Genomic DNA, 19896 nt, shown 5'->3' on the forward strand with positions numbered 1-19896 from the left:
GTAACATGAACATAAACTTATGAGCTATTTTTTTATCCATTTTTAAGTGTTGCACTTAATATGATAATTCATCAAATAAAAAACTGTTAATTGTTCTTTAATTTAAAAAATTGATTTTTAGACGTAATATAGCTTATAAAATACTTTATCACATAATCTAAAAATCAATTTTTATAATTGTTATTTACAGTTTTACTTATTAAATTATACTAATATGTGTATAAATCTACTTGCTATACTTCCTGCTAAGAATAGTATCATAAGTAAATATGCTACTTTGTCAGCAGTAGTAATAACAGCCTGTCTCATTTTTGTTCTGTTATATCCACCTCTATAACATCTAGCTTCCATAGCCATAGCTAATTCGTCAGCCCTTCTGAAAGCACTTACGAATAATGGTACTAATAATGGTACTAAGTTTTTCGCTCTGTTTATAAGGTTGCTACTTTCAAAATCAGCCCCTCTAGACATTTGAGCTTTCATTATTTTATCTGTTTCATCTAATAATGTTGGTATAAAACGTAATGCTATAGTCATCATCATTGCTAGTTCATGTACTGGTAGACCTATTTTGTTAAATGGTGATAGAAGTCTTTCTATACCGTCTGTTAATTGTATTGGTGATGTTGTAAGTGTTAATAAAGATGTACCTACAACTAAGTATATTAATCTAATAGCCATAAATATCGCTTGTCTTAGACCTGCATCAGTAATTTTTAAAAATCCTAATTGAAGTTTAACTCCTCCAACAACAAGTACCTCTCCAGGTAAACAAAACATATTTATTACAAATGTGAATAATAGAATCCATCTTAAAGGCTTTAGTCCCTTCATCATATATTTCATAGGGATATCAGATGCCTTAACTACAGCTGCTATTATTGCAAATATAATTGCATATGGCCAAAATTGATTTACTACGAATAGAGCAATCATAAATATAATTGCTGCTATAATTTTTGTTCTCGGATCTAATTTATGGATTTTAGAATTTGCTGGATAATATTGACCTATAGTTATATCTTTTAACATTTCTTTCTTCCTCTCATAACTTTTAGTATTTCGTCTTTGACTTCCTCTACTGTAAGTATGTCTGGTCTTATATCAAAGCCTTTTTGTCTTAATTTAGTTGCTAATTCTAATACTTGAGGCACATCTAGGCCTATTTCTCTTAGTTTGTCAGCATGAGAAGTGAAGACTTCTCTAGGTGTTCCCATAAATTCTATTTTTCCATGATTCATAACAATTATTGTTTGGGCAAGTTTTGCCATATCATCCATACTGTGTGATGAAAGTATTATAGTTATATTATTGTCACGATGTAATTTTTTAATCAGATTAAATATTTCATCTCTACCACCCGGGTCTAATCCTGCTGTCGGTTCATCTAATATAAGTACTTCTGGGTTCATAGCTATTACACCAGCTATTGCTACCCTACGTTTTTGACCACCTGATAAATCAAAAGGTGATTTATCTTTATATGTTTCGTAGTCAAGTCCAACTGCTTCCATCGAATTTTTTACTCTTTTGCTTATTTCAGCTTCATCTAGTCCTAAGTTTCCTGGACCAAATGCAATATCTTTTTCTACAGTTTCTTCAAATAATTGATACTCTGGATATTGAAAAACTATCCCTACTCTTTTTCTAATTTCAGTTAAATTTAAATCTTTATCTGTTATATTAAAACCATTTACTATAATTTGACCAGAAGATGGCTTTAATAAACCATTTAAATGTTGTATTAATGTTGATTTTCCAGAACCAGTATGTCCAATTAAACCAACAAAGTCATTATCTTTTATCTCAAAAGAAATATCATCAAGAGCCTTGCTTGCAAAAGGCATTCCTTCATCATATATATGAGTTAAATTCTTTACTATAACTGACATAATTTATCCACCATTTCATCCACTGTTAATATGTCATCATCTAAATCTAGTCCTTCTTCTCTTAAAAGGCTAGCTAGTTCTGTCATATAAGGTACATCTAGACCTATTTCCTTTAATAAATCTACATTTTTAAATACCTCTTTTGGAGTCCCTTCTAATAGTTTTTTACCTTTGTCTACAACAACTACTCTATCAGCTTGGACAGCTTCTTCCATATAATGAGTTATATGTAAAGTTGTAATATTCTCTTCTTTATTTAATTTTTTTATTACGTTCATAACTTCTTTTCTACCTGATGGGTCTAACATTGCTGTAGCTTCATCAAATATAATACATTTAGGTCTCATAGCTATAATACCTGCTATTGCAACCCTTTGTTTTTGACCACCTGATAATAAATGAGGTTGTCTATCCTTTAATTCATAAATACCAACACTTTTTAGAGCATCTTCAACTCTTTCTCTGATTAATGTTGGCTCTACACCAAGATTTTCTGGACCAAACGCAACATCTTCTTCTACTATTGTTGCTACTATTTGGTTATCTGGATTTTGGAATACCATTCCTGCAGTTTGTCTAATATTCCACAGTTTTGACTCATCTTTTGTATTCATACCATCGATATAAATATCACCTTGAGTTGGTACTAAAATTGCATTTAAATTTTTAGATAAAGTTGATTTACCTGATCCATTATGACCTATTATTGCAACAAATTCACCTTGTTTTACTTCTAAGCTCAAATCATCTATTGCTTTAAATTTAGAATCTATCGTTACATATTCAAAGGTCATATCCTTTACATTTATTATATTTTCCATCTCATATACTCCTTTATAAAGCAGTAGTTTAAAAACTTATACAGTTTATTATTATAACATAGTTTAGCCATAAAAATTTAAAAATATTGCTGTTAATTTGAAAGTATTTCCATATTTTTTTGTTTCTTACGGATACAATTAAAATATTTTATATACTTAATATATACATAGTATAAACCTATCTATTCATATTTTATTGTATAAAAAAATAAAACCCATACTAAACAGTATGGGTTTATCTATATAAAACTATTATTTACTATACTAATTCTATAAATGCCATTTCAGCAGCGTCGCCTCTTCTTGGCCCTTTTTTGATTATTCTAGTGTATCCACCGTTTCTTTCAGCATATTTTGGAGCTAAATCAGTGAATAAGTTGTTTACAACAGTTTCATCCATAACGTAAGCTAAAACTTGTCTTCTAGCATGTAAATCTCCTCTTTTAGCAAGAGTTATCATTTTTTCTGCCATTCTACGAGTTTCTTTAGCTCTAGTTACAGTAGTTTCTATTCTACCATTTCTTAGTAAGTCAGTTACTAAGTTTCTTAACATAAGATTTCTGTGTGAAGTCACACGACCTAATTTACGATAAGTAGCCATGTCAATCCCTCCTTTGTCGATTATTCTTCGCTTGGTTTAAGACCTAATCCAAGTTCTTCTAGTTTTTGAATTACTTCTTCTAATGATTTTTTACCAAGGTTTCTAACCTTCATCATATCATCTTCAGACTTATTAGCTAATTCTTCAACTGTGTTTATTCCCGCTCTTTTTAAACAGTTATAAGATCTAACTGATAAATCTAATTCTTCTATAGTCATTTCTAAAACTTTTTCTTTTTGATCTTCTTCTTTTTCTACCATTATTTCTACGTTACTTACGTGTTCAGTTAAATCTATGAATAGATTTAAATGCTCAACAAGTACTTTAGCAGCCAGAGATATTCCTTCTTGAGGATTTATACTTCCATTAGTCATAACTTCTAGAGTTAATTTATCATAATCTGATTTTTGACCAACTCTTGTATTCTCTACATGGTAGCTAACTTTTTCAACGGGAGTATATATCGAATCAACAGGTAATACACCTATAGGCATATTGTCTGTTTTATTTTCTTCTGCTGGTACATATCCTCTACCTTTATCAACATATATTTCCATATTAAGTTTAGCATTATCATCTAAAGTAGCGATGTGTAAATCTTTACTTAATATTTCAACGTCTGGAGGACATATTATGTCAGATCCTTTGATAGAGCATGGACCTTGAGCTTCTATTTTAAGTGTTCTACTACCTTCACCATCAATAGTAGCTGAAAGTTCTTTTAATGCTAATATTATTTCAGTAACATCTTCTTTTACACCTGGTATTGTAGAGAACTCATGTAACACTCCGTCTATTTTTATAGAGTGTACTGCTACACCTGGTAAAGATGATAATAATATTCTTCTTAGGGCATTCCCTATAGTTATTCCGTAGCCTCTCTCTAGAGGTTCCACTACGAATTTTCCATATCTATAGTCTTCGCTAAGCTCAACTATATCTACTTTTGGTTTTTCTATTTCTATCATGGACTAAACCCTCCTTAAAATTTGTTAATCCACTGAGGGTAAACAATTTTAAAATTATTTTTAAAAACTGCTTATTATTTTGAATAAAGTTCTATGATTAAGTGTTCTGCTATTTCGATATCTATATCTTCTCTAGTTGGTAATGCAACTACTTTAGCAGACATTTCTTCTAAGTTTACATCTAACCAGTTTGGAGCAACTTTGTTTGCTTCAACTAGAGCTTTGAATTTAGCTGATGATTTAGAAGTTTCTTTAACAGCTATAACATCTCCAACTTTAACAGTTAATGATGGTATATCTACTTTTTTACCGTTTAAAGTAAAGTGTGCATGAGTAACTAATTGTCTAGCTTCTTTTCTAGAGTTAGCTAATCCCATTCTGAAAACTACGTTGTCTAATCTTTCTTCTAATAGACATAATAAGTTTTCACCAGTTTTACCTGACATTTTTTCTGCACGTTCATATAAATTTCTGAATTGAGTTTCTAAAACTCCGTATATTCTTTTAACTTTTTGTTTTTCTCTTAATTGTAATCCATAGTTAGAAAGTTTCTTTCTCCCTTGTCCGTGTTGCCCAGGAGCATAGTTTCTTTTAACTACAGCACATTTATCTGTATAACATCTATCACCTTTAAGGAATAATTTCATTCCTTCTCTACGGCATTGTCTACATGATGCACCAGTATATCTTGCCATTGTCTATACCTCCTATGATTATACTCTTCTTCTTTTTGGTGGTCTACATCCATTGTGTGGTATTGGAGTGACGTCTTTTATCATTGTTACTTCAAGTCCTGTAGCTTGTAAAGCTCTTATAGCAGCTTCTCTACCAGAACCTGGTCCTTTAACAAATACTTCTACGCTTTTTAAACCGTGTTCCATTGCAGCTTTAGCAGCAGTTTCTGCAGCCATTTGAGAAGCAAATGGAGTTGATTTTCTTGATCCTTTAAATCCTAATTGTCCTGAAGATGCCCATGATATAGCATTTCCATGAACGTCAGTTAAAGTAACTATTGTATTATTAAAAGTTGATTGTATATGTGCATGTCCACGATCTATATTTTTACGTTCTCTTCTTCTTACACGTGTTGCTTTCTTTTTTGGTTTAGCCATTTCTCGATTTCCCTCCTATCTATTTATTATTTTTTCTTTTTACGAGATACAGTTTTTCTAGGACCTTTTCTAGTTCTAGCATTAGTCTTAGTTTTTTGTCCTCTTAGAGGTAATCCTTTAGCATGTCTTATACCTCTGTAACATTTTATATCTCTTAATCTTTTTATGTTTAATGCGATTTCTCTTCTTAAGTCACCTTCAACTAAGAAATCATTATCTATGATTCTTCTTAATGTATTAACTTCTTCTTCTGATAAATCTTTTATTCTTGTATCAGGATTTATCTCAGCTTTAGCTAATATTTCATTAGCAGTTGCTCTACCTATACCATATATATAAGTTAAGCCTATTTCCGCTCTCTTTTCGTTAGGTAAATCTACCCCAGCGATTCTTGCCATAGTTGCACCTCCTACATTAGTTTTCTGTAAAAAACCGAGTCTTTTACATATTTTCGTATCTATTTTTTCGTTATTTTTTAACAATTTTTGTTAACATCACAGTTCTCTATTATAGCATAAAACAACTGTAAATGCTATCATTTTTTATATTATCCTTGTTTTTGTTTGTGCTTTGGATTTTCGCAGATAACCATTACTTTACCTTTTCTTTTGATTATCTTACATTTTTCACACATTGGTTTTACTGATGGTCTTACCTTCATTATTAATCCCTCCTTAGACTATACGCTAGTCTACTTCTTACGCCAAGTGATTCTTCCTCTTGTAAGATCATAAGGTGAAAGTTCTATTTTAACCTTATCACCTTCAAGAATTCTTATGAAGTTCATTCTTAGCTTACCAGATAAATGGCATAATACTTCATGTCCATTTTCTAATTTAACTTTAAACATAGCATTTGGTAAGTTTTCTACAACTGTACCTTCAAATTCTATTACATCTTTTTTGGCCATTAAACAACCAGCCCTCCATTCAATAAGTCAGCAAATCGACTTAATTAAGTTAGCTCTTAAAAAGTATCATTAACAATTTTATACTATTTTATTACTTTTTTGAAAGTAATTTAAACTCAAGTGCTTAACTTTAATGTCAGCAGGTTCAAAACCTGCATTATTTATAATATCATTTATTTGACTAAATTTAAAGACTTGTTAGCAAAATTGGCTCATTTTCTGTAATTACTATCGTATGTTCATAGTGTGCTGAATTTTTCCCATCGATTGTAACAATAGTCCATCCATCTGATAGACATTTGACATTGAATTTGCCCATATTCACCATTGGCTCTATAGCTAAAACCATTCCAGCCTTTAATTTTGGTCCTTTTCCTGGTTTCCCATAATTAGGTACATCAGGCGGTTCATGAAGATGTGTGCCTACTCCATGACCAACCAAGTCCCTAACTACTGAAAAGCCATTCTTTTCAACATATGTTTGTATTGCGTGTGAGATGTCCGAAAGTCTGTATCCGATTTTTGCAAACTTTATTCCTTCATAGAAGCTTTGACGTGTTACTTCTATTAACTTCCTATTGTCTTCAGATATTACACCGACAGCGTGCGTTTTTGCAGCGTCACCATGATATCCTTTATAATAGGCTCCTATATCAATACTTATAATGTCTCCCTCTTTTACTATTTTGTTTCCTGGAATACCATGTACAACTTCATTATTGATAGATGCACAGATACTTCCTTTGAATCCTCCATAGCCTTTAAAAGATGGTACTGCATTATATTTTCTTATATTCTCTTCAGCTATTGTATCTAACTCTAGAGTTGATACCCCCGGAATTATAGCTGACTTTAATAATTCATGAGTTTCGGCGACAATTTTGCCTGCCTCTCTCATGATTTCTATTTCTTCTTTAGATTTTAAGTTGATCATTATCTATTTGCCTTCTAATGCAGAAACTATATCGTTGAATACTTTGTCTATAGATTGTTGACCATCTATATCTGCTATTATTCCAACTTTAGAATAATAATCAGCTAATGGTTTAGTTTCATCTAAGTAAACTTGTATTCTTTTTGAAACTGTTTCTTCATTATCGTCGGCTCTTTGATAAAGTTCTCCTTTACATATATCACAAACGCCTTCTTCTTTAGATGGGTTAAATTCTATATGATAAGTAGCGCCACAAGATTTACAGATTCTTCTACCTACAGCTCTTGCAACTAACTTTTCTTTATCAACTTCTATATTTATTACTTTATCTAAAGCAATACCATGTTCTTTTAGAAATGCATCTAATTGTACTGCTTGAGATACATTTCTTGGAAATCCGTCTAACATGAATCCATTACCACAATCAGGTTGTGATATTCTATCAGTTACTAGACCAACTGTTAGTTCGTCTGGAACTAATAAACCTTGATCCATATATTCTTTAGCTTTCTTTCCAAGGTCTGTTCCCTCTTTTATATTTTGTCTAAATATATCTCCTGTTGATATATGAGGTATTTTGTATTTTTCAACTATCCCTGCTGCTTGAGTTCCTTTTCCAGCACCAGGAGGTCCTAATAATATTAGTCTCATTTAATCATCTCCAATTTATTTTAAAAATCCTTGATAACTTCTCATAACTAGGTGTGACTCTAACTGTCTCTTAAGCTCAAGTGCTACCCCTACAACGATTAGTATTGATGTACCTGCTAAACTCATGTTTACACTCATAAAGTGTACTGTGAATGCTGGTATCATTGCTATTACTGCTAAGAATAAAGCTCCCGCAAGAGTTATTCTAGATAGTATTTTGCTTAAGTAATCTACTGTAGGTCTACCAGGTCTTATTCCTGGTATGAATCCACCATTATTTTTCATATTTTCAGCAATATCGTCCACATTGAATGATATTGTAGTATAAAAATAAGAGAAAAATACTATTAATAGAACTTCTAGTGATCTATAAATCCAAAATCCTATATCACCAGATGTGCTTAAGTAAGTGGAAACAAAATTTTGGGCATTTTTGCCCATAAATAATGCTATTGTTTGTGGAAATGCTAAAAGTGAACTAGCAAAGATTATTGGCATAACCCCTGATTGATTTACTTTCATTGGTATATGAGAGTTTTGACCTCCATATAACTTTCTTCCAACAACTTTTTTAGCATATTGTACTGGTATTTTTCTTACCGCCTCGTTAATAAATGTAACTAAAGCGATAGTTACTAACATTATTACAGCTAATACTATAGCTAACCATAATACTAATGTACCAGATTGAACTGATTTTACTACACTTATTAAATCTGAAGGTATTCTTGAGATAATACCAACAAATATAATGATAGAACTTCCGTTTCCTAGTCCTTTTTCAGTTATTCTATCACCCATCCACATTAATATCATACTTGCTGAAACTAATGTCATGATAACTGTAGCAATAGAGAAAATACTGTCCGATGTCAATGCACTCTTTATAACTCCTAGAGTTATACCTACAGCTTGTATTATTGCTAATACTAATGCTGTATATTTAGTGTACATATTCATCTTCTTTCTACCTTCTTCACCAGATTTCTGAAGTTCTTTCAAACTGTCGAAACCTACTGTTAAAAGTTGTATTATGATTGAAGCAGTGATATAAGGCCCTATACCTAGAGCAAATAGTGTAAAGTTACTAAATGCTCCTCCTGTGAACATATTATATAGAGCTAGTAAGCTATTACCACTTACTAAATTACTAATAATACTTGTGTTTACATCAGGAACTGGTATTGTGGTACCTATTCTAAATATTAGAATCATCATTAGGGTATATAAGATTCTTCTTCTTACATCTTTTACTTTCCAAGATTGTTTTATCTTTGATAGCACGTAATATCACCCACCTGTAACTTTTGAAAGAACAGATATTATACTAATTCTGCTTTTCCTCCAGCTTTTTCGATTTTTTCTTGAGCTGAAGCAGTGAACTTAGCAGCTTTAACTGTTACAGCTTTCTCAAGAGTTCCTTCTCCTAATATTTTTACTCCGTCTTTTTCTATTTTACTTATAGCACCTGTAGATTTTAATAATTCTGCAGTTATTTCTGTACCATTTTCAAATCTATTTAAAAGTTCAACGTTAACTTCTGTGTATATTTTTCTGAATGGATTTTTGAAACCTCTCTTAGGAAGTCTTCTAGCTAGTGGCATTTGTCCACCTTCGAATCCAACTCTTACTCCACCGCCTGAACGAGATTTTTGACCTTTTTGTCCACGTCCTGCAGTTTTACCTTGACCTGTAGCAGTACCTCTACCTAATCTTTTTCTAGATTTTACTGCACCTTGAGCAGGTTTTAACTCATGTAGTTTCATGGATTGCACCTCCTTCTTTATTCCTTATCTATTATTATTCAGCTATTTCAGTTACTTCAACTAAGTGAGCAACTTTTGCGATCATACCTCTCATTTGGGCATTATCTTCTTTAACAACTACTTGTTCTCTTCTTCTTAATCCTAAAGCTTCAACATTCTTTTTTTGTTTAGGAGTAGTCCCTATTGTACTTCTAACTAATTTTATTTGTAATTTAGCCATTTCACACTACCTCCTTATCCTAAAAGATCTTCTACTTTTTTACCTCTAAGTCTAGCTACATCTTCAGCTGTTTTTAAAGAACTTAATCCTTCTATAGCAGCATTAACCATATTTCTTGGATTTTTAGATCCTAAAGATTTAGCTCTAACATCTTTTAATCCTGATAATTCTAATACAGTTCTTGCAGCACCACCAGCGATGATTCCTGTACCTTCTTGAGCAGGCATTATTATTATTTTCCCAGCACCGAAGTGTCCGATTACTTCGTGAGGAATAGTTGTACCAACTATTGGTACTCTGATAAGATTCTTTTTAGCATCTTCTGCTGCTTTTTTTATAGCATCTGGAACTTCCATTGCTTTTCCAGTACCTATACCAACGTGTCCGTTTTCATCTCCAACTACTACTAAAGCTGCGAATCTAAAGTTTCTACCACCTTTAACAACTTTAGTAACACGTCTTACCTCAACAACTCTTTCTTGTAAGTCTAGTTGTCTAGCATCTATAAGTTTACGACGCATGCCTTCTTCCCTCCTCTTTTATTAGAATTTAAGACCAGCTTCTCTTGCACCTTCAGCTAATTCTTTTATTCTTCCATGATATATATATCCGCCTCTGTCGAATACTACTTCAGTGATTCCTTTTTCAACAGCTTTTTTAGCTACCATTTCGCCAACTAATTTAGCTGCTTCTTTATTTCCTGTATGATTAACAGCACCCTTAACAGCTTCATCTAATGAAGATGCAGCAACAAGAGTTACTCTATTTGTGTCATCTATTATTTGAGCATATATATTGTTTGAACTTCTAAATACACATAATCTTGGTCTTTGAGGTGTTCCGAACACTTTTCTACGAACTCTCTTATGTCTTTGAAGTCTTTTAGCGTTTTTATCAGCTTTCTTTAACACTGAGCTCACTCCTTTCAACCTTATATTTGGTTCAACTTTATTTTGGTTAAACTTTAGGTTCTACCTATTTTTTACCAGTTTTACCTTCTTTACGTCTTATATATTCACCAGCGTATTTTATACCTTTACCTTTGTATGGTTCTGGTTTTCTCCAATCTCTTATTTTAGCAGCGTAGTTACCAACTAATTGTTTGTCTATACCTTTTACTACTAATTCAGTTTGATTTGGAACTTCTACAGTTATACCTTCTGGATCTTCCATTTCTACTGGATGTGAGAATCCTAAGTTCATAACTAATTTATTTCCTTGTTTTTGTGCTCTGTATCCAACACCAACTAATTCTAATTTCTTTTCGAAACCAGCATTAACACCAGTTATCATATTGTTTATTAACGTTCTAGTTAATCCGTGTAATGATCTATGTTGTTTGTTGTTTGTTGGTCTAGCAACTGTTATAACGTCGCCTTCTTTAGTTATTGTTAAAGCAGCGTCGAACTGTTTTTCTAAAGTACCTTTTGGTCCTTTTACAGTAACGTGGTTACCTTCAGCTATAGTAACTTCTACACCTGCAGGTACTGTTATTGGTTTTAAACCTATTCTTGACATAGTTACACCTCCTTGCTTCCTTTAATATTATTACCAAACGTAGCAGATAACTTCTCCACCAACATTTTCTTTTCTTGCTTGTTTATCAGTTAATATCCCTTTTGAAGTAGATATTATTGATATACCTAATCCGTTTAATACTTTAGGTATTTCATAAGCGTTTGTATAAACTCTCATACCAGGTTTAGAGATTCTTTTTATACCTTGTATAACTCTCTCTCCTGCTTGTCCGTACTTTAATTGTATTCTTATTATTCCTTGTTTTTCATCTTCTATAACATCATAACCTCTAACGAAACCTTCTTCTAATAAGATTCTTACTATTTCTTTCTTTATGTTAGAAGCTGGAACATCAACAGTTTCATGCTTAACAGTATTTGCATTTCTTATACGAGTAAGCATATCTGCAATTGGATCTGTCATTGTCATATTGAAAACCTCCTTTCATATTTGGGCAAATTCTACCAACTTGCTTTTCTTACACCAGGTATTTGTCCTTTGTAAGCTAATTCTCTAAAGCATATACGGCATATACCAAAGCTTCTTAAAACTGAATGTGGTCTACCACATATAGAACATCTAGTGTATTCTCTAGTTTTATATTTTTGTTTCTTTTGTTGTTTTACAACCATTGCTTTTCTAGCCACTGGAATCCCTCCTTTTTATTATTTTGAAAATGGCATTCCTAATAATTTTAGTAATTCTCTAGCTTCCTCATCTGATTTAGCTGTAGTAACGAATATTATATCCATTCCTCTTACTTTGTCTACTTTATCATACTCTATTTCTGGGAATATTAATTGTTCTTTTATTCCTAAAGCATAGTTTCCTCTACCATCAAAAGCATTTGGATTTATACCTCTGAAGTCTCTAACTCTTGGTAAAGTAACTGATACTAGTTTATCCATGAAATAGTACATTTTATCTTGTCTTAAAGTAACTTTTGCACCTATTGGCATACCTTCTCTTAATTTGAAGTTAGCTACTGATTTTTTAGCTCTTGTTATAACTGGTTTTTGACCTGCTATAAGTTCCATTTCTTCAACAGCTTTTTCTAATCCTTTTGGATTTTCTTTAGCGTCACCTATACCCATGTTGATAACTATTTTATCTATTTTAGGTATTTCCATTACGTTTTTGTAATTAAATTTCTCCATTAACGCAGGAGCAACTTCTTTCATGTATTTTTCTTGTAATCTAGAAGTCATTTACGGTCCCTCCTTTCGAGTTATATTGTATTATATTTCTTTTCCGCTCTTAACTGCTACTCTTACTTTTTTTCCATCTTTCATTTCGAATCTAACTCTAGTTCCTTTTCCAGTTTCTGGATCAAGTGGCATTACGTTAGATATATGAATTGGAGCTTCTTTGTTTATTATTCCACCTTGTGGATTAACTGCAGTTGGTTTTTGGTGTTTAGTCATTATGTTAACACCTTCAACAACTACTCTGTTTTGTTTTGGTAAAACAGCAACAACTTTACCTTTTTTACCTTTATCTTTACCAGCTATAACTACAACTGTGTCATCTTTCTTAACGCGCATCATGTCTCCTATTGCACCTCCTTATTATAGTACTTCTGGAGCAAGAGAAACTATTTTCATGAATTCATGATCTCTTAACTCTCTAGCAACAGGCCCGAATATACGAGTTCCTACTGGAGTTTTATCATCTTTTATTATAACTGCAGCATTTTCATCGAACGCTATATAACTTCCGTCATTACGTTTAATGCCTTTTTTACTTCTTACTATAACAGCTTTAACTACTTTTCCTTTTTTTACAACTCCACCAGGTGTTGCACTTTTAACTGTAGCAACTATTACGTCACCTACGTTACCATATTTTCTTTTACTTCCGCCTAGTACACGTATACATAGTAATTCTTTTGCACCAGAATTGTCAGCAACTTTTAAGCGTGTCTCTTGTTGTACCATAGTAATCCCTCCTTTTCAAAAAAACTACTTAACTTTTTCAACAACTTCAACTAGTCTAAATCTTTTATCTTTTGATAAAGGTCTAGTTTCCATTATTTTTACTCTATCTCCGATTCTACATTCGTTATTTTCGTCGTGTGCCTTAAACTTTTTAGTTCTTTTAACAGGTTTGTTGTATAATTCATGACGTACGAAATCTTCAACAGCAACAACTATTGTTTTGTCCATTTTATTACTTACAACACGGCCTATTCTTACTTTTCTTCTTCCTCTTTCCATGTTTAAAAGCCTCCTTTCCAAATTAAGCTCTAGTTTCGTTTAACTTTCTTTCAGCAAGGATAGTTTTAACTCTTGCAATATCTTTTTTAACCATTTTTATTCTTGCTGTATTTTCTAATTGACCAGTAGCTAATTGGAATCTTAAGCTAAATAATTCACTTTTGAAGTCATTTAATTTAACTATTAGCTCTTCGCTTTTTAAATCTCTTAACTCTTTAGCTTTCATCCTATTCACCACCCTTTACATCTAAATCTTCTTTTTTCACAAATTTACATTTTATAGGAAGTTTGTGAGCTGCTAGTCTCATTGCTTCTCTAGCTTTTTCTTCAGGAACACCTGCTAACTCAAACATTACTCTTCCTGGTTTAACTACGGCTACCCAATATTCTGGAGAACCTTTCCCAGCACCCATACGAGTTTCAGCTGGTTTTCTTGTTACTGGTTTATGAGGGAATATTTTTATCCAAACTTTCCCGCCTCTTTTTATATATCTTGTCATCGCGATTCTGGCAGCTTCTATTTGATTAGAAGTTATCCAAGATGGTTCTAAAGCAACTAGTCCGTATTCTCCGTAAGTAACTGTGTTACCTTTTTGAGCCTTTCCAGTCATTCTTCCTCTATGAACTCTACGACGTTTTACTCTCTTTGGCATTAACATGAGATTTCTCCTCCTTCCTTGAAGCTAACTTTGATTAATTATTTTTTTCAGATCTTTGAGGTCTTTGTCCTCTAGCTCTATCGTTTCCTCTAGAATTTCTTCTATTGTTATCTCTTCTGTTATCTCTTCTCTTGTTATCTCTTCTGTCTCTTCTGTTGTCTTTTCTTTCTTCTCTAGGGTTTACACCATTTCTAGTTGGTAATACTTCCCCATTGCATATCCAAACTTTTATACCTATTTTACCATAAGTAGTATCAGCTTCTGCGAAACCGTAATCTATATCAGATCTTAAAGTTTGAAGAGGTACATTTCCTTCGCTATAACCTTCAGTTCTAGCCATTTCTGCTCCACCTAATCTACCAGATGCAGCAACTTTTATACCTTTTGCACCAGATTTTAAAGCTCTTTGTACAGCTTGTTTCATAGCTCTTCTGAAAGCTACCCTTCTTTCGATAGCTAATGCTATGTTTTCAGCTACTAATTGAGCATTTCTGTCTATTCCTTTAACTTCTATTATATTAACTATAACAGTTTTCTTAGTCATTTTTTCTAATTCAGCTTTTAAAGCTTCTATTTTAGCTCCAGCTGCACCTATAACCACACCTGGTTTAGCAACATGAAGATCTATTCTTATTTTGTTTGCTGATCTTTCTATTTCTATTTTAGCAACACCAGCAACGTATAATCTTTCTTTTAAGAATGTTCTTATTTGGTGGTCTTCTAATAATAAACTTCCGAACTCTTTTTTATCAGTAGTGAACCATCTTGAATCCCAATCTTTTATAACACCGACTCTTAGTCCGTGTGGGTTAACCTTTTGTCCCATTTATTTCCCTCCTATCTCTTATTGTCTTTCTTTTAAAACAACCTCTATGTGAGAAGTTCTTTTTCTTATCATAGTTGCACGACCTTGTGCTCTAGGCATAAATCTTTTTATTGTTGGTCCTTGATTAGCAACTATTGATGCTACGTATAATTTATCTGCATCCATTTCATGGTTATTTTCAGCATTAGCTTTTGCTGATTTTACTACTTTAGCTATTATATCAGCTGCTCCTCTAGGAGTGAATTTTAATATTGCTAAAGCTTCATCAACGTTTTTACCTCTTACAAGAGAGCATACTTGACCTGCTTTTCTTGGAGATACACGTACATATTTTGCGATTGATCTTGCTTCCATCGTTCTTCCTCCTTTCCTAGTCAGGATTTAATTATTTTCTCTTATTTCCTTTTTCGTCATCTTTGTGACCTTTGAAAGTTCTTGTTGGAACAAATTCTCCTAATTTGTGTCCTACCATATCTTCTGTTATATATACAGGAATATGTCTTCTTCCGTCATGTACAGCTATAGTGTGCTCTACCATTTGAGGGAATATAGTTGAACTTCTTGACCAAGTCTTTATAACTTCTTTGCTTCCGCTTTCGTTCATAGCTTCTATTTTTTTAAGAAGTCTAGGGTGAACAAAAGGTCCTTTTTTAGTTGATCTTGACATTTAATTTCCTCCTTCCCGAGTAAAATAAATTTCTATTTAAAATCTATTGTTTCGTCATCTACTATTTAGTTCTTCTTGAAACTATTAATTTATTAGATGCTTTATTTTTCTTTCTAGTTTTGTATCCAAGAGCTGGTTTACCCCATGGAGTTACTGGAGATGGTCTACCTATTGGAGATCTACCTTCCCCACCACCGTGTGGATGGTCGTTAGGGTTCATTACAGAACCTCTTACTGTAGGTCTGATACCCATATGTCTTTTTCTACCTGCTTTACCTATAGTTTCGTTAGCGTGTTCTACGTTACCTACTTGTCCTATAGTAGCTTTACATTCTATTGATACATATCTCATTTCACCAGATGGTAATCTTAATAATGCTTTGTTTCCTTCTTTAGCCATTAATTGAGCTGAAACACCTGCAGATCTAACTAATTGAGCGCCTTTTCCAGCTTTTAACTCTATGTTATGAACTACAGTACCTACTGGCATGTTTTTTAATGCTAATGCATTACCTGGTTTTATATCAGCAGTTGGTCCAGATAATAAAGTATCTCCTACTTTTATACCTACTGGAGCAAGTATATATCTTTTCTCACCATCTGCGTAGTTTAATAATGCTATATTAGCAGTTCTGTTTGGATCGTATTCTATTGTAGCAACTTTTGCTGGAATACCATCTTTATTTCTTTTAAAATCTATTATTCTGTATTTTCTTCTGTTTCCTCCACCTCTGTGACGAACAGTTATTTTTCCGTGAACGTTTCTCCCAGAATTCTTCTTTAAAGGTACTAAAAGAGATTTTTCTGGTTGGTTAGTTGTAACTTCATCAGATATAAAAACTGTCATTTCTCTTAAGGCAGGAGAAGTTGGTTTAAATTTTTTAATAGCCATCTTATTTTCCCTCCTTTATTTCTTAAGTATTACATACCTTGGAAAAATTCTATTTCTTTACTTTCAGCAGTTAACTTAACTACTGCTTTTTTGTAGCTAGCAGTTTTTCCTATGCTTCTACCCATTCTTTTAACTTTTCCATCGTAGTTTAATGTATTAACTTTTTCTACATCTACTCCGAATATTGATTCTACTGCTTTTTTTATTTCAGTTTTGTTAGCTCCTTTTTGAACTACAAAAGTGTATTTTTTGTCAGCCATGTCAGCCATACTTTGTTCAGTAACTATTGGTCTTATAACTATATCATGTGGATTAGTCATTTTATGCGTACACCTCCTCCACTTTTTTAACAGCATCAGTAGTTATTATGAATGAATCATATTTTAATATGTCATAAACATTTATAGTGTTAACTAATGCAGTTTCAACGTTTGGTATATTAGCAGCTGATTTTATTACGTTTTCGTTCTTTTCAGCCATTACTACTAAAGCTTTTTTAGCAGCATTTACATTTTTTAATATTGTAGCGAACTCTTTAGTTTTAGGTGCTTCCATTGTTAAAGCATCTAATACTATCATTTCGTTAGCTTGAACTTTAGAAGTTAAAGCACTCTTCATAGCTAATCTTCTAACTTTCTTTGGTAATGTGTATCTGTAGCTTCTTGGTTTTGGTGCGAAAGCAACTCCTCCACCTATCCATTGTACAGCTCTTATAGAACCTTGTCTAGCTCTACCTGTTCCTTTTTGTCTCCAAGGTTTTCTTCCGCCACCTCTAACTTCTGCTCTAGTTTTAGCAGATTGAGTACCTTGTCTTTTATTAGCAAGTTGGTTTTTTACAACTTCGTATAATACATGCTCATTCACTTCAACACCGAATACAGCATCTGATAATTCTATTTCACCAACATTTTGTCCTTGTATATTTAATACGTTTAATTTTGGCATTGTGATTCCTCCTTTCTTAGGTTAGTCAATTATTTAGAAGCTTTAACTGCTTCTTTTATTGTTACTACTGAACCTTTAGCTCCTGGTATAGCACCTTTTACTAATATAAAGTTTTTGTCAGCGTCAACTCTTACTACTTCTAAGTTTTGAACTGTAACTTTAACGCTACCCATGTGTCCAGCTAATTTTTTGTTTTTGAAAACTCTACCTGGGTAAGAACAAGCTCCCATTGAACCTGGTCTTCTGTGGTATCTAGAACCGTGAGTTTCAGGACCTCTTGATTGTCCATGTCTTTTTATTGGACCTTGGAATCCTTTACCTTTACTTATTCCAGTAACATCTATTAATTCACCTGCAGCGAATAAATCAGCTTTTATTTCTTGTCCAACTGTATATCCTTCTACAGAGTCTACTCTAAATTCTTTTAAATGTTTTTTTAATGTGTTAGCAGCAGCTAAGTGACCTTTTTGTGGTTTGTTTAAAGATTTTTCTTTAGCATCTCCGAAACCAACTTGTATAGCAGTGTATCCATCATTTTCAGTTGTTTTAACTTGAGTAACAACTACTGGACCTGCTTCAACTACTGTTACAGGTATTACTTCACCATGTTCAGTGAATATTTGAGTCATACCTATTTTTTTTCCTAATATTCCTTTCATATTAGCACCTCCTATAATTCTTACAGCGGATTACCAAAAGCGGTAATCATTCTAAGATAACTACCTTATAGGACCGTATCTTAGGTGTTTTATATTATAATGTAGATATTATAATTTTATTTCTATGTCTACACCAGCTGGTAAATCTAATCTCATTAATGAGTCTACAGTTTTAGGTGTTGGACTAGTTATGTCTATTAATCTCTTATGAGTTCTTATTTCGAACTGTTCTCTAGAATCTTTATATTTGTGAACAGCTCTTAATATTGTCACAACTTGTTTTTCAGTTGGTAGTGGCACAGGTCCTGAAACTTGTGATCCAGCTTTTTTAGCAGTTTCAACTATTTTTCCAGCTGAAAAATCTAATAATTTGTGATCATATGACTTTAATCTTATTCTTATTTTTTCATTTTTAGCCATTTTTGTTTCCCTCCTTTTTTAACATTTAAACTTAATCATTAATACCGATACACAGTTCCGGGTGTTCTGTAAACTTAAACCTAAAATTTAAACGATATAATAATTAAATTTGGATTTTGTTTTTCGTATCTCTCAAGCACACTATTATATTTTATATTATTCTTCTTAGTTTTTCAAGACTTTTTTTAATTTATTTAGTTTATTTTTTTTACCAAATCTTTTGCTAAATCTTAAGTTCAGAAGAAACTTTATTTGTAATTTAAAAGCCTTATTCAGTATACAATCTTTAAATTATATTGTCAACAACTTAAAATTATTTCCTTAAAATAAAAAGGGGAAAACCTAAGTCCTCCCCTCAATTGTTTATTTTATTATGCGTATTTTGAAAAATTAATTAATCTATTATAGATTATTCTATTATAGATGCTACAACACCAGATGCTACTGTTCTACCACCTTCTCTTATAGCGAATCTTAATCCTTCTTCTACACATATTTTGTTTATTAAGTCAACTTCTATAGTTATGTTGTCTCCTGGCATAACCATTTCTGTTCCTTCTGGTAATTTACAAGCACCAGTTACGTCAGTTGTTCTGAAGTAGAATTGTGGTCTGTATCCATCGAAGAATGGAGTATGTCTTCCACCTTCTTCTTTTTTAAGAACGTATATTTCAGCTGTGAATTTAGTATGTGCGTTAACACTACCTGGTTTAGCTAAAACTTGTCCTCTTTCTATATCAGTTCTTTGAACACCTCTTAATAATGCTCCTATGTTATCTCCAGCTTCTGCACTGTCTAGTAATTTTCTGAACATTTCTATTCCAGTTACAACAACTTTTCTAGATTCTTCAGTTAAACCTACTATTTCAACTTCGTCTTGAACTTTTAATTGTCCTCTTTCAACTCTACCTGTAGCAACAGTACCTCTACCTGTTATAGAGAATACGTCTTCTACTGGCATTAGGAATGGTTTGTCAACATCTCTTTCTGGAGCTGGTATATATTCGTCAACTTGTTCGAATAATTCTACTATTTTGTCTCCCCATACGCTTGATGGATCTTCTAAAGCTTTTAAAGCTGAACCTCTTATTATTGGAGTATCATCACCTGGGAATTCATACTCGTCTAATAATTCTCTTATCTCCATTTCAACTAATTCTAATAATTCTTCGTCATCTACCATATCACATTTGTTTAAGAATACTACTATGTATGGTAC

At 32.4% G+C, this 19896-nt stretch carries 35 protein-coding genes; all 35 read right to left on the reverse strand.

From position 1 onward, the window contains the following. Nucleotides 1-204: 204 nt before the first annotated feature. Complete coding sequence (locus tag ABCM86_RS13320; RefSeq protein ID WP_195929296.1) at nucleotides 205-1032, reverse strand: energy-coupling factor transporter transmembrane component T; 828 nt, start codon at nucleotides 1030-1032, stop codon at nucleotides 205-207. After that, entirely contained in the window at nucleotides 1026-1892 is an 867-nt protein-coding gene (locus tag ABCM86_RS13325) for an energy-coupling factor transporter ATPase (protein ID WP_295734587.1), read from the reverse strand. Before ABCM86_RS13325 ends, ABCM86_RS13320 begins: the two co-directional genes overlap by 7 nt. Beyond that, complete coding sequence (locus ABCM86_RS13330; RefSeq protein ID WP_195929292.1) at nucleotides 1880-2713, reverse strand: energy-coupling factor transporter ATPase; 834 nt, start codon at nucleotides 2711-2713, stop codon at nucleotides 1880-1882. Before ABCM86_RS13330 ends, ABCM86_RS13325 begins: the two co-directional genes overlap by 13 nt. 259 nt (nucleotides 2714-2972) lie before the next feature. Further along, nucleotides 2973-3314, reverse strand: coding sequence for a 50S ribosomal protein L17 (rplQ, locus tag ABCM86_RS13335; RefSeq protein ID WP_195929290.1), 342 nt, complete (start codon nucleotides 3312-3314; stop codon nucleotides 2973-2975). A 20-nt stretch (nucleotides 3315-3334) separates the two neighbouring features. Further along, nucleotides 3335-4282, reverse strand: a complete 948-nt coding sequence (locus tag ABCM86_RS13340) for a DNA-directed RNA polymerase subunit alpha (protein WP_195929288.1) — start codon at nucleotides 4280-4282, stop codon at nucleotides 3335-3337. Nucleotides 4283-4356: 74 nt separating this feature from the next. Then, nucleotides 4357-4977 carry a 30S ribosomal protein S4 gene (gene rpsD / locus ABCM86_RS13345; protein ID WP_195929286.1) on the reverse strand — a complete coding sequence of 207 codons (621 nt, stop codon included), beginning with the start codon at nucleotides 4975-4977 and terminating at the stop codon, nucleotides 4357-4359. Between the two features lie 18 nt (nucleotides 4978-4995). Beyond that, nucleotides 4996-5394 carry a 30S ribosomal protein S11 gene (gene rpsK / locus ABCM86_RS13350; protein WP_007285311.1) on the reverse strand — a complete coding sequence of 133 codons (399 nt, stop codon included), beginning with the start codon at nucleotides 5392-5394 and terminating at the stop codon, nucleotides 4996-4998. A 26-nt stretch (nucleotides 5395-5420) separates the two neighbouring features. Then, entirely contained in the window at nucleotides 5421-5792 is a 372-nt protein-coding gene (gene rpsM / locus ABCM86_RS13355) for a 30S ribosomal protein S13 (protein WP_007285310.1), read from the reverse strand. Between the two features lie 149 nt (nucleotides 5793-5941). Further along, a complete protein-coding gene (rpmJ, locus tag ABCM86_RS13360) occupies nucleotides 5942-6055 on the reverse strand; it encodes a 50S ribosomal protein L36 (RefSeq protein WP_018590391.1) in 114 nt (37 codons plus the stop codon). 30 nt (nucleotides 6056-6085) lie between these two features. Continuing rightward, complete coding sequence (gene infA / locus ABCM86_RS13365) at nucleotides 6086-6304, reverse strand: translation initiation factor IF-1 (RefSeq protein ID WP_007285309.1); 219 nt, start codon at nucleotides 6302-6304, stop codon at nucleotides 6086-6088. Nucleotides 6305-6491: 187 nt separating this feature from the next. Next, the gene (map, locus tag ABCM86_RS13370; protein WP_195929276.1) at nucleotides 6492-7238 is read right to left on the reverse strand and encodes a type I methionyl aminopeptidase; all 747 of its coding nucleotides are present in this window, start codon (nucleotides 7236-7238) and stop codon (nucleotides 6492-6494) included. A gap of 3 nt (nucleotides 7239-7241) precedes the next feature. Next, complete coding sequence (locus ABCM86_RS13375) at nucleotides 7242-7889, reverse strand: adenylate kinase (RefSeq protein WP_195929274.1); 648 nt, start codon at nucleotides 7887-7889, stop codon at nucleotides 7242-7244. Nucleotides 7890-7904: 15 nt separating this feature from the next. Further along, a complete protein-coding gene (gene secY / locus ABCM86_RS13380; RefSeq protein ID WP_195929272.1) occupies nucleotides 7905-9173 on the reverse strand; it encodes a preprotein translocase subunit SecY in 1269 nt (422 codons plus the stop codon). Between the two features lie 38 nt (nucleotides 9174-9211). Next, nucleotides 9212-9655 (reverse strand): 50S ribosomal protein L15, encoded by a 444-nt coding sequence (gene rplO / locus ABCM86_RS13385; protein ID WP_195929270.1) that lies wholly within the window; start codon nucleotides 9653-9655, stop codon nucleotides 9212-9214. Nucleotides 9656-9689: 34 nt separating this feature from the next. After that, nucleotides 9690-9875 (reverse strand): 50S ribosomal protein L30, encoded by a 186-nt coding sequence (gene rpmD / locus ABCM86_RS13390; protein WP_007285304.1) that lies wholly within the window; start codon nucleotides 9873-9875, stop codon nucleotides 9690-9692. A 14-nt stretch (nucleotides 9876-9889) separates the two neighbouring features. After that, nucleotides 9890-10396: a 30S ribosomal protein S5 gene (rpsE, locus tag ABCM86_RS13395; RefSeq protein ID WP_007285303.1), complete on the reverse strand. Its 507-nt coding sequence runs from the start codon at nucleotides 10394-10396 to the stop codon at nucleotides 9890-9892. 21 nt (nucleotides 10397-10417) lie between these two features. Next, on the reverse strand, nucleotides 10418-10786 hold the full coding sequence (rplR, locus tag ABCM86_RS13400; protein ID WP_195929268.1) for a 50S ribosomal protein L18: 369 nt from the start codon (nucleotides 10784-10786) through the stop codon (nucleotides 10418-10420). Between the two features lie 64 nt (nucleotides 10787-10850). After that, entirely contained in the window at nucleotides 10851-11393 is a 543-nt protein-coding gene (gene rplF, locus ABCM86_RS13405) for a 50S ribosomal protein L6 (RefSeq protein WP_007285301.1), read from the reverse strand. Between the two features lie 30 nt (nucleotides 11394-11423). Further along, nucleotides 11424-11822, reverse strand: coding sequence for a 30S ribosomal protein S8 (gene rpsH, locus ABCM86_RS13410; RefSeq protein WP_007285300.1), 399 nt, complete (start codon nucleotides 11820-11822; stop codon nucleotides 11424-11426). A gap of 32 nt (nucleotides 11823-11854) precedes the next feature. Beyond that, complete coding sequence (locus ABCM86_RS13415) at nucleotides 11855-12040, reverse strand: type Z 30S ribosomal protein S14 (protein ID WP_007285299.1); 186 nt, start codon at nucleotides 12038-12040, stop codon at nucleotides 11855-11857. An 18-nt stretch (nucleotides 12041-12058) separates the two neighbouring features. Further along, entirely contained in the window at nucleotides 12059-12601 is a 543-nt protein-coding gene (rplE, locus tag ABCM86_RS13420) for a 50S ribosomal protein L5 (protein WP_007285298.1), read from the reverse strand. Nucleotides 12602-12631: 30 nt separating this feature from the next. Beyond that, a complete protein-coding gene (rplX, locus tag ABCM86_RS13425; protein ID WP_343004161.1) occupies nucleotides 12632-12940 on the reverse strand; it encodes a 50S ribosomal protein L24 in 309 nt (102 codons plus the stop codon). Nucleotides 12941-12961: 21 nt separating this feature from the next. Continuing rightward, the gene (gene rplN / locus ABCM86_RS13430) at nucleotides 12962-13330 is read right to left on the reverse strand and encodes a 50S ribosomal protein L14 (RefSeq protein WP_007285296.1); all 369 of its coding nucleotides are present in this window, start codon (nucleotides 13328-13330) and stop codon (nucleotides 12962-12964) included. Nucleotides 13331-13354: 24 nt separating this feature from the next. After that, entirely contained in the window at nucleotides 13355-13609 is a 255-nt protein-coding gene (rpsQ, locus tag ABCM86_RS13435) for a 30S ribosomal protein S17 (protein WP_022070620.1), read from the reverse strand. Nucleotides 13610-13631: 22 nt separating this feature from the next. Then, entirely contained in the window at nucleotides 13632-13835 is a 204-nt protein-coding gene (gene rpmC, locus ABCM86_RS13440) for a 50S ribosomal protein L29 (RefSeq protein ID WP_007285294.1), read from the reverse strand. A 1-nt stretch (nucleotide 13836) separates the two neighbouring features. Further along, the gene (gene rplP / locus ABCM86_RS13445) at nucleotides 13837-14268 is read right to left on the reverse strand and encodes a 50S ribosomal protein L16 (protein ID WP_022070621.1); all 432 of its coding nucleotides are present in this window, start codon (nucleotides 14266-14268) and stop codon (nucleotides 13837-13839) included. 34 nt (nucleotides 14269-14302) lie between these two features. Continuing rightward, nucleotides 14303-15094, reverse strand: coding sequence for a 30S ribosomal protein S3 (rpsC, locus tag ABCM86_RS13450; protein WP_195929266.1), 792 nt, complete (start codon nucleotides 15092-15094; stop codon nucleotides 14303-14305). 18 nt (nucleotides 15095-15112) lie between these two features. Next, entirely contained in the window at nucleotides 15113-15448 is a 336-nt protein-coding gene (rplV, locus tag ABCM86_RS13455; RefSeq protein ID WP_195929265.1) for a 50S ribosomal protein L22, read from the reverse strand. Between the two features lie 31 nt (nucleotides 15449-15479). Continuing rightward, nucleotides 15480-15761: a 30S ribosomal protein S19 gene (gene rpsS / locus ABCM86_RS13460; RefSeq protein ID WP_195929256.1), complete on the reverse strand. Its 282-nt coding sequence runs from the start codon at nucleotides 15759-15761 to the stop codon at nucleotides 15480-15482. Nucleotides 15762-15822: 61 nt separating this feature from the next. Then, on the reverse strand, nucleotides 15823-16653 hold the full coding sequence (gene rplB, locus ABCM86_RS13465; protein ID WP_195929254.1) for a 50S ribosomal protein L2: 831 nt from the start codon (nucleotides 16651-16653) through the stop codon (nucleotides 15823-15825). Between the two features lie 29 nt (nucleotides 16654-16682). Next, entirely contained in the window at nucleotides 16683-16973 is a 291-nt protein-coding gene (rplW, locus tag ABCM86_RS13470; RefSeq protein ID WP_195929252.1) for a 50S ribosomal protein L23, read from the reverse strand. 1 nt (nucleotide 16974) lies between these two features. Then, the gene (rplD, locus tag ABCM86_RS13475; protein WP_195929250.1) at nucleotides 16975-17598 is read right to left on the reverse strand and encodes a 50S ribosomal protein L4; all 624 of its coding nucleotides are present in this window, start codon (nucleotides 17596-17598) and stop codon (nucleotides 16975-16977) included. A gap of 29 nt (nucleotides 17599-17627) precedes the next feature. Continuing rightward, the gene (gene rplC, locus ABCM86_RS13480; RefSeq protein ID WP_195929248.1) at nucleotides 17628-18257 is read right to left on the reverse strand and encodes a 50S ribosomal protein L3; all 630 of its coding nucleotides are present in this window, start codon (nucleotides 18255-18257) and stop codon (nucleotides 17628-17630) included. 108 nt (nucleotides 18258-18365) lie between these two features. After that, on the reverse strand, nucleotides 18366-18677 hold the full coding sequence (gene rpsJ, locus ABCM86_RS13485; protein ID WP_007285285.1) for a 30S ribosomal protein S10: 312 nt from the start codon (nucleotides 18675-18677) through the stop codon (nucleotides 18366-18368). A gap of 409 nt (nucleotides 18678-19086) precedes the next feature. Further along, a partial coding sequence (locus tag ABCM86_RS13490) for an elongation factor Tu (RefSeq protein ID WP_343004162.1) occupies nucleotides 19087-19896 on the reverse strand: 810 nt, incomplete at its 5' end.

It is taken from the genome of Clostridium sp. 2218st1_F5_2218SCRN_220325 (genome assembly GCF_039062665.1).
In the GTDB taxonomy this organism is placed as follows: Bacteria; Bacillota; Clostridia; order Peptostreptococcales; family Peptostreptococcaceae; genus Intestinibacter.

Excerpts from the sequence above, each read along its gene's own strand:
- ABCM86_RS13320 (WP_195929296.1), bottom strand. The coding sequence starts at position 1,032 with ATGTTAAAAGATATAACTATAGGTCAATATTATCCAGCAAATTCTAAA.
- ABCM86_RS13325 (WP_295734587.1), bottom strand. The coding sequence starts at position 1,892 with ATGTCAGTTATAGTAAAGAATTTAACTCATATATATGATGAAGGAATG.
- ABCM86_RS13330 (WP_195929292.1), bottom strand. The coding sequence starts at position 2,713 with ATGGAAAATATAATAAATGTAAAGGATATGACCTTTGAATATGTAACG.
- rplQ (WP_195929290.1), bottom strand. The coding sequence starts at position 3,314 with ATGGCTACTTATCGTAAATTAGGTCGTGTGACTTCACACAGAAATCTT.
- ABCM86_RS13340 (WP_195929288.1), bottom strand. The coding sequence starts at position 4,282 with ATGATAGAAATAGAAAAACCAAAAGTAGATATAGTTGAGCTTAGCGAA.
- rpsD (WP_195929286.1), bottom strand. The coding sequence starts at position 4,977 with ATGGCAAGATATACTGGTGCATCATGTAGACAATGCCGTAGAGAAGGA.
- rpsK (WP_007285311.1), bottom strand. The coding sequence starts at position 5,394 with ATGGCTAAACCAAAAAAGAAAGCAACACGTGTAAGAAGAAGAGAACGT.
- rpsM (WP_007285310.1), bottom strand. The coding sequence starts at position 5,792 with ATGGCAAGAATCGCTGGGGTAGATTTACCTAACGAAAAGAGAGCGGAA.
- rpmJ (WP_018590391.1), bottom strand. The coding sequence starts at position 6,055 with ATGAAGGTAAGACCATCAGTAAAACCAATGTGTGAAAAATGTAAGATA.
- infA (WP_007285309.1), bottom strand. The coding sequence starts at position 6,304 with ATGGCCAAAAAAGATGTAATAGAATTTGAAGGTACAGTTGTAGAAAAC.
- map (WP_195929276.1), bottom strand. The coding sequence starts at position 7,238 with ATGATCAACTTAAAATCTAAAGAAGAAATAGAAATCATGAGAGAGGCA.
- ABCM86_RS13375 (WP_195929274.1), bottom strand. The coding sequence starts at position 7,889 with ATGAGACTAATATTATTAGGACCTCCTGGTGCTGGAAAAGGAACTCAA.
- rplO (WP_195929270.1), bottom strand. The coding sequence starts at position 9,655 with ATGAAACTACATGAGTTAAAACCTGCTCAAGGTGCAGTAAAATCTAGA.
- rpmD (WP_007285304.1), bottom strand. The coding sequence starts at position 9,875 with ATGGCTAAATTACAAATAAAATTAGTTAGAAGTACAATAGGGACTACT.
- rpsE (WP_007285303.1), bottom strand. The coding sequence starts at position 10,396 with ATGCGTCGTAAACTTATAGATGCTAGACAACTAGACTTACAAGAAAGA.
- rplF (WP_007285301.1), bottom strand. The coding sequence starts at position 11,393 with ATGTCAAGAATAGGTTTAAAACCAATAACAGTACCTGCAGGTGTAGAA.
- rpsH (WP_007285300.1), bottom strand. The coding sequence starts at position 11,822 with ATGACAATGACAGATCCAATTGCAGATATGCTTACTCGTATAAGAAAT.
- rplE (WP_007285298.1), bottom strand. The coding sequence starts at position 12,601 with ATGACTTCTAGATTACAAGAAAAATACATGAAAGAAGTTGCTCCTGCG.
- rplX (WP_343004161.1), bottom strand. The coding sequence starts at position 12,940 with ATGATGCGCGTTAAGAAAGATGACACAGTTGTAGTTATAGCTGGTAAA.
- rplN (WP_007285296.1), bottom strand. The coding sequence starts at position 13,330 with ATGGTACAACAAGAGACACGCTTAAAAGTTGCTGACAATTCTGGTGCA.
- rpsQ (WP_022070620.1), bottom strand. The coding sequence starts at position 13,609 with ATGGAAAGAGGAAGAAGAAAAGTAAGAATAGGCCGTGTTGTAAGTAAT.
- rpmC (WP_007285294.1), bottom strand. The coding sequence starts at position 13,835 with ATGAAAGCTAAAGAGTTAAGAGATTTAAAAAGCGAAGAGCTAATAGTT.
- rplP (WP_022070621.1), bottom strand. The coding sequence starts at position 14,268 with ATGTTAATGCCAAAGAGAGTAAAACGTCGTAGAGTTCATAGAGGAAGA.
- rpsC (WP_195929266.1), bottom strand. The coding sequence starts at position 15,094 with ATGGGACAAAAGGTTAACCCACACGGACTAAGAGTCGGTGTTATAAAA.
- rplV (WP_195929265.1), bottom strand. The coding sequence starts at position 15,448 with ATGGAAGCAAGATCAATCGCAAAATATGTACGTGTATCTCCAAGAAAA.
- rpsS (WP_195929256.1), bottom strand. The coding sequence starts at position 15,761 with ATGTCAAGATCAACTAAAAAAGGACCTTTTGTTCACCCTAGACTTCTT.
- rplB (WP_195929254.1), bottom strand. The coding sequence starts at position 16,653 with ATGGCTATTAAAAAATTTAAACCAACTTCTCCTGCCTTAAGAGAAATG.
- rplW (WP_195929252.1), bottom strand. The coding sequence starts at position 16,973 with ATGACTAATCCACATGATATAGTTATAAGACCAATAGTTACTGAACAA.
- rplD (WP_195929250.1), bottom strand. The coding sequence starts at position 17,598 with ATGCCAAAATTAAACGTATTAAATATACAAGGACAAAATGTTGGTGAA.
- rplC (WP_195929248.1), bottom strand. The coding sequence starts at position 18,257 with ATGAAAGGAATATTAGGAAAAAAAATAGGTATGACTCAAATATTCACT.
- rpsJ (WP_007285285.1), bottom strand. The coding sequence starts at position 18,677 with ATGGCTAAAAATGAAAAAATAAGAATAAGATTAAAGTCATATGATCAC.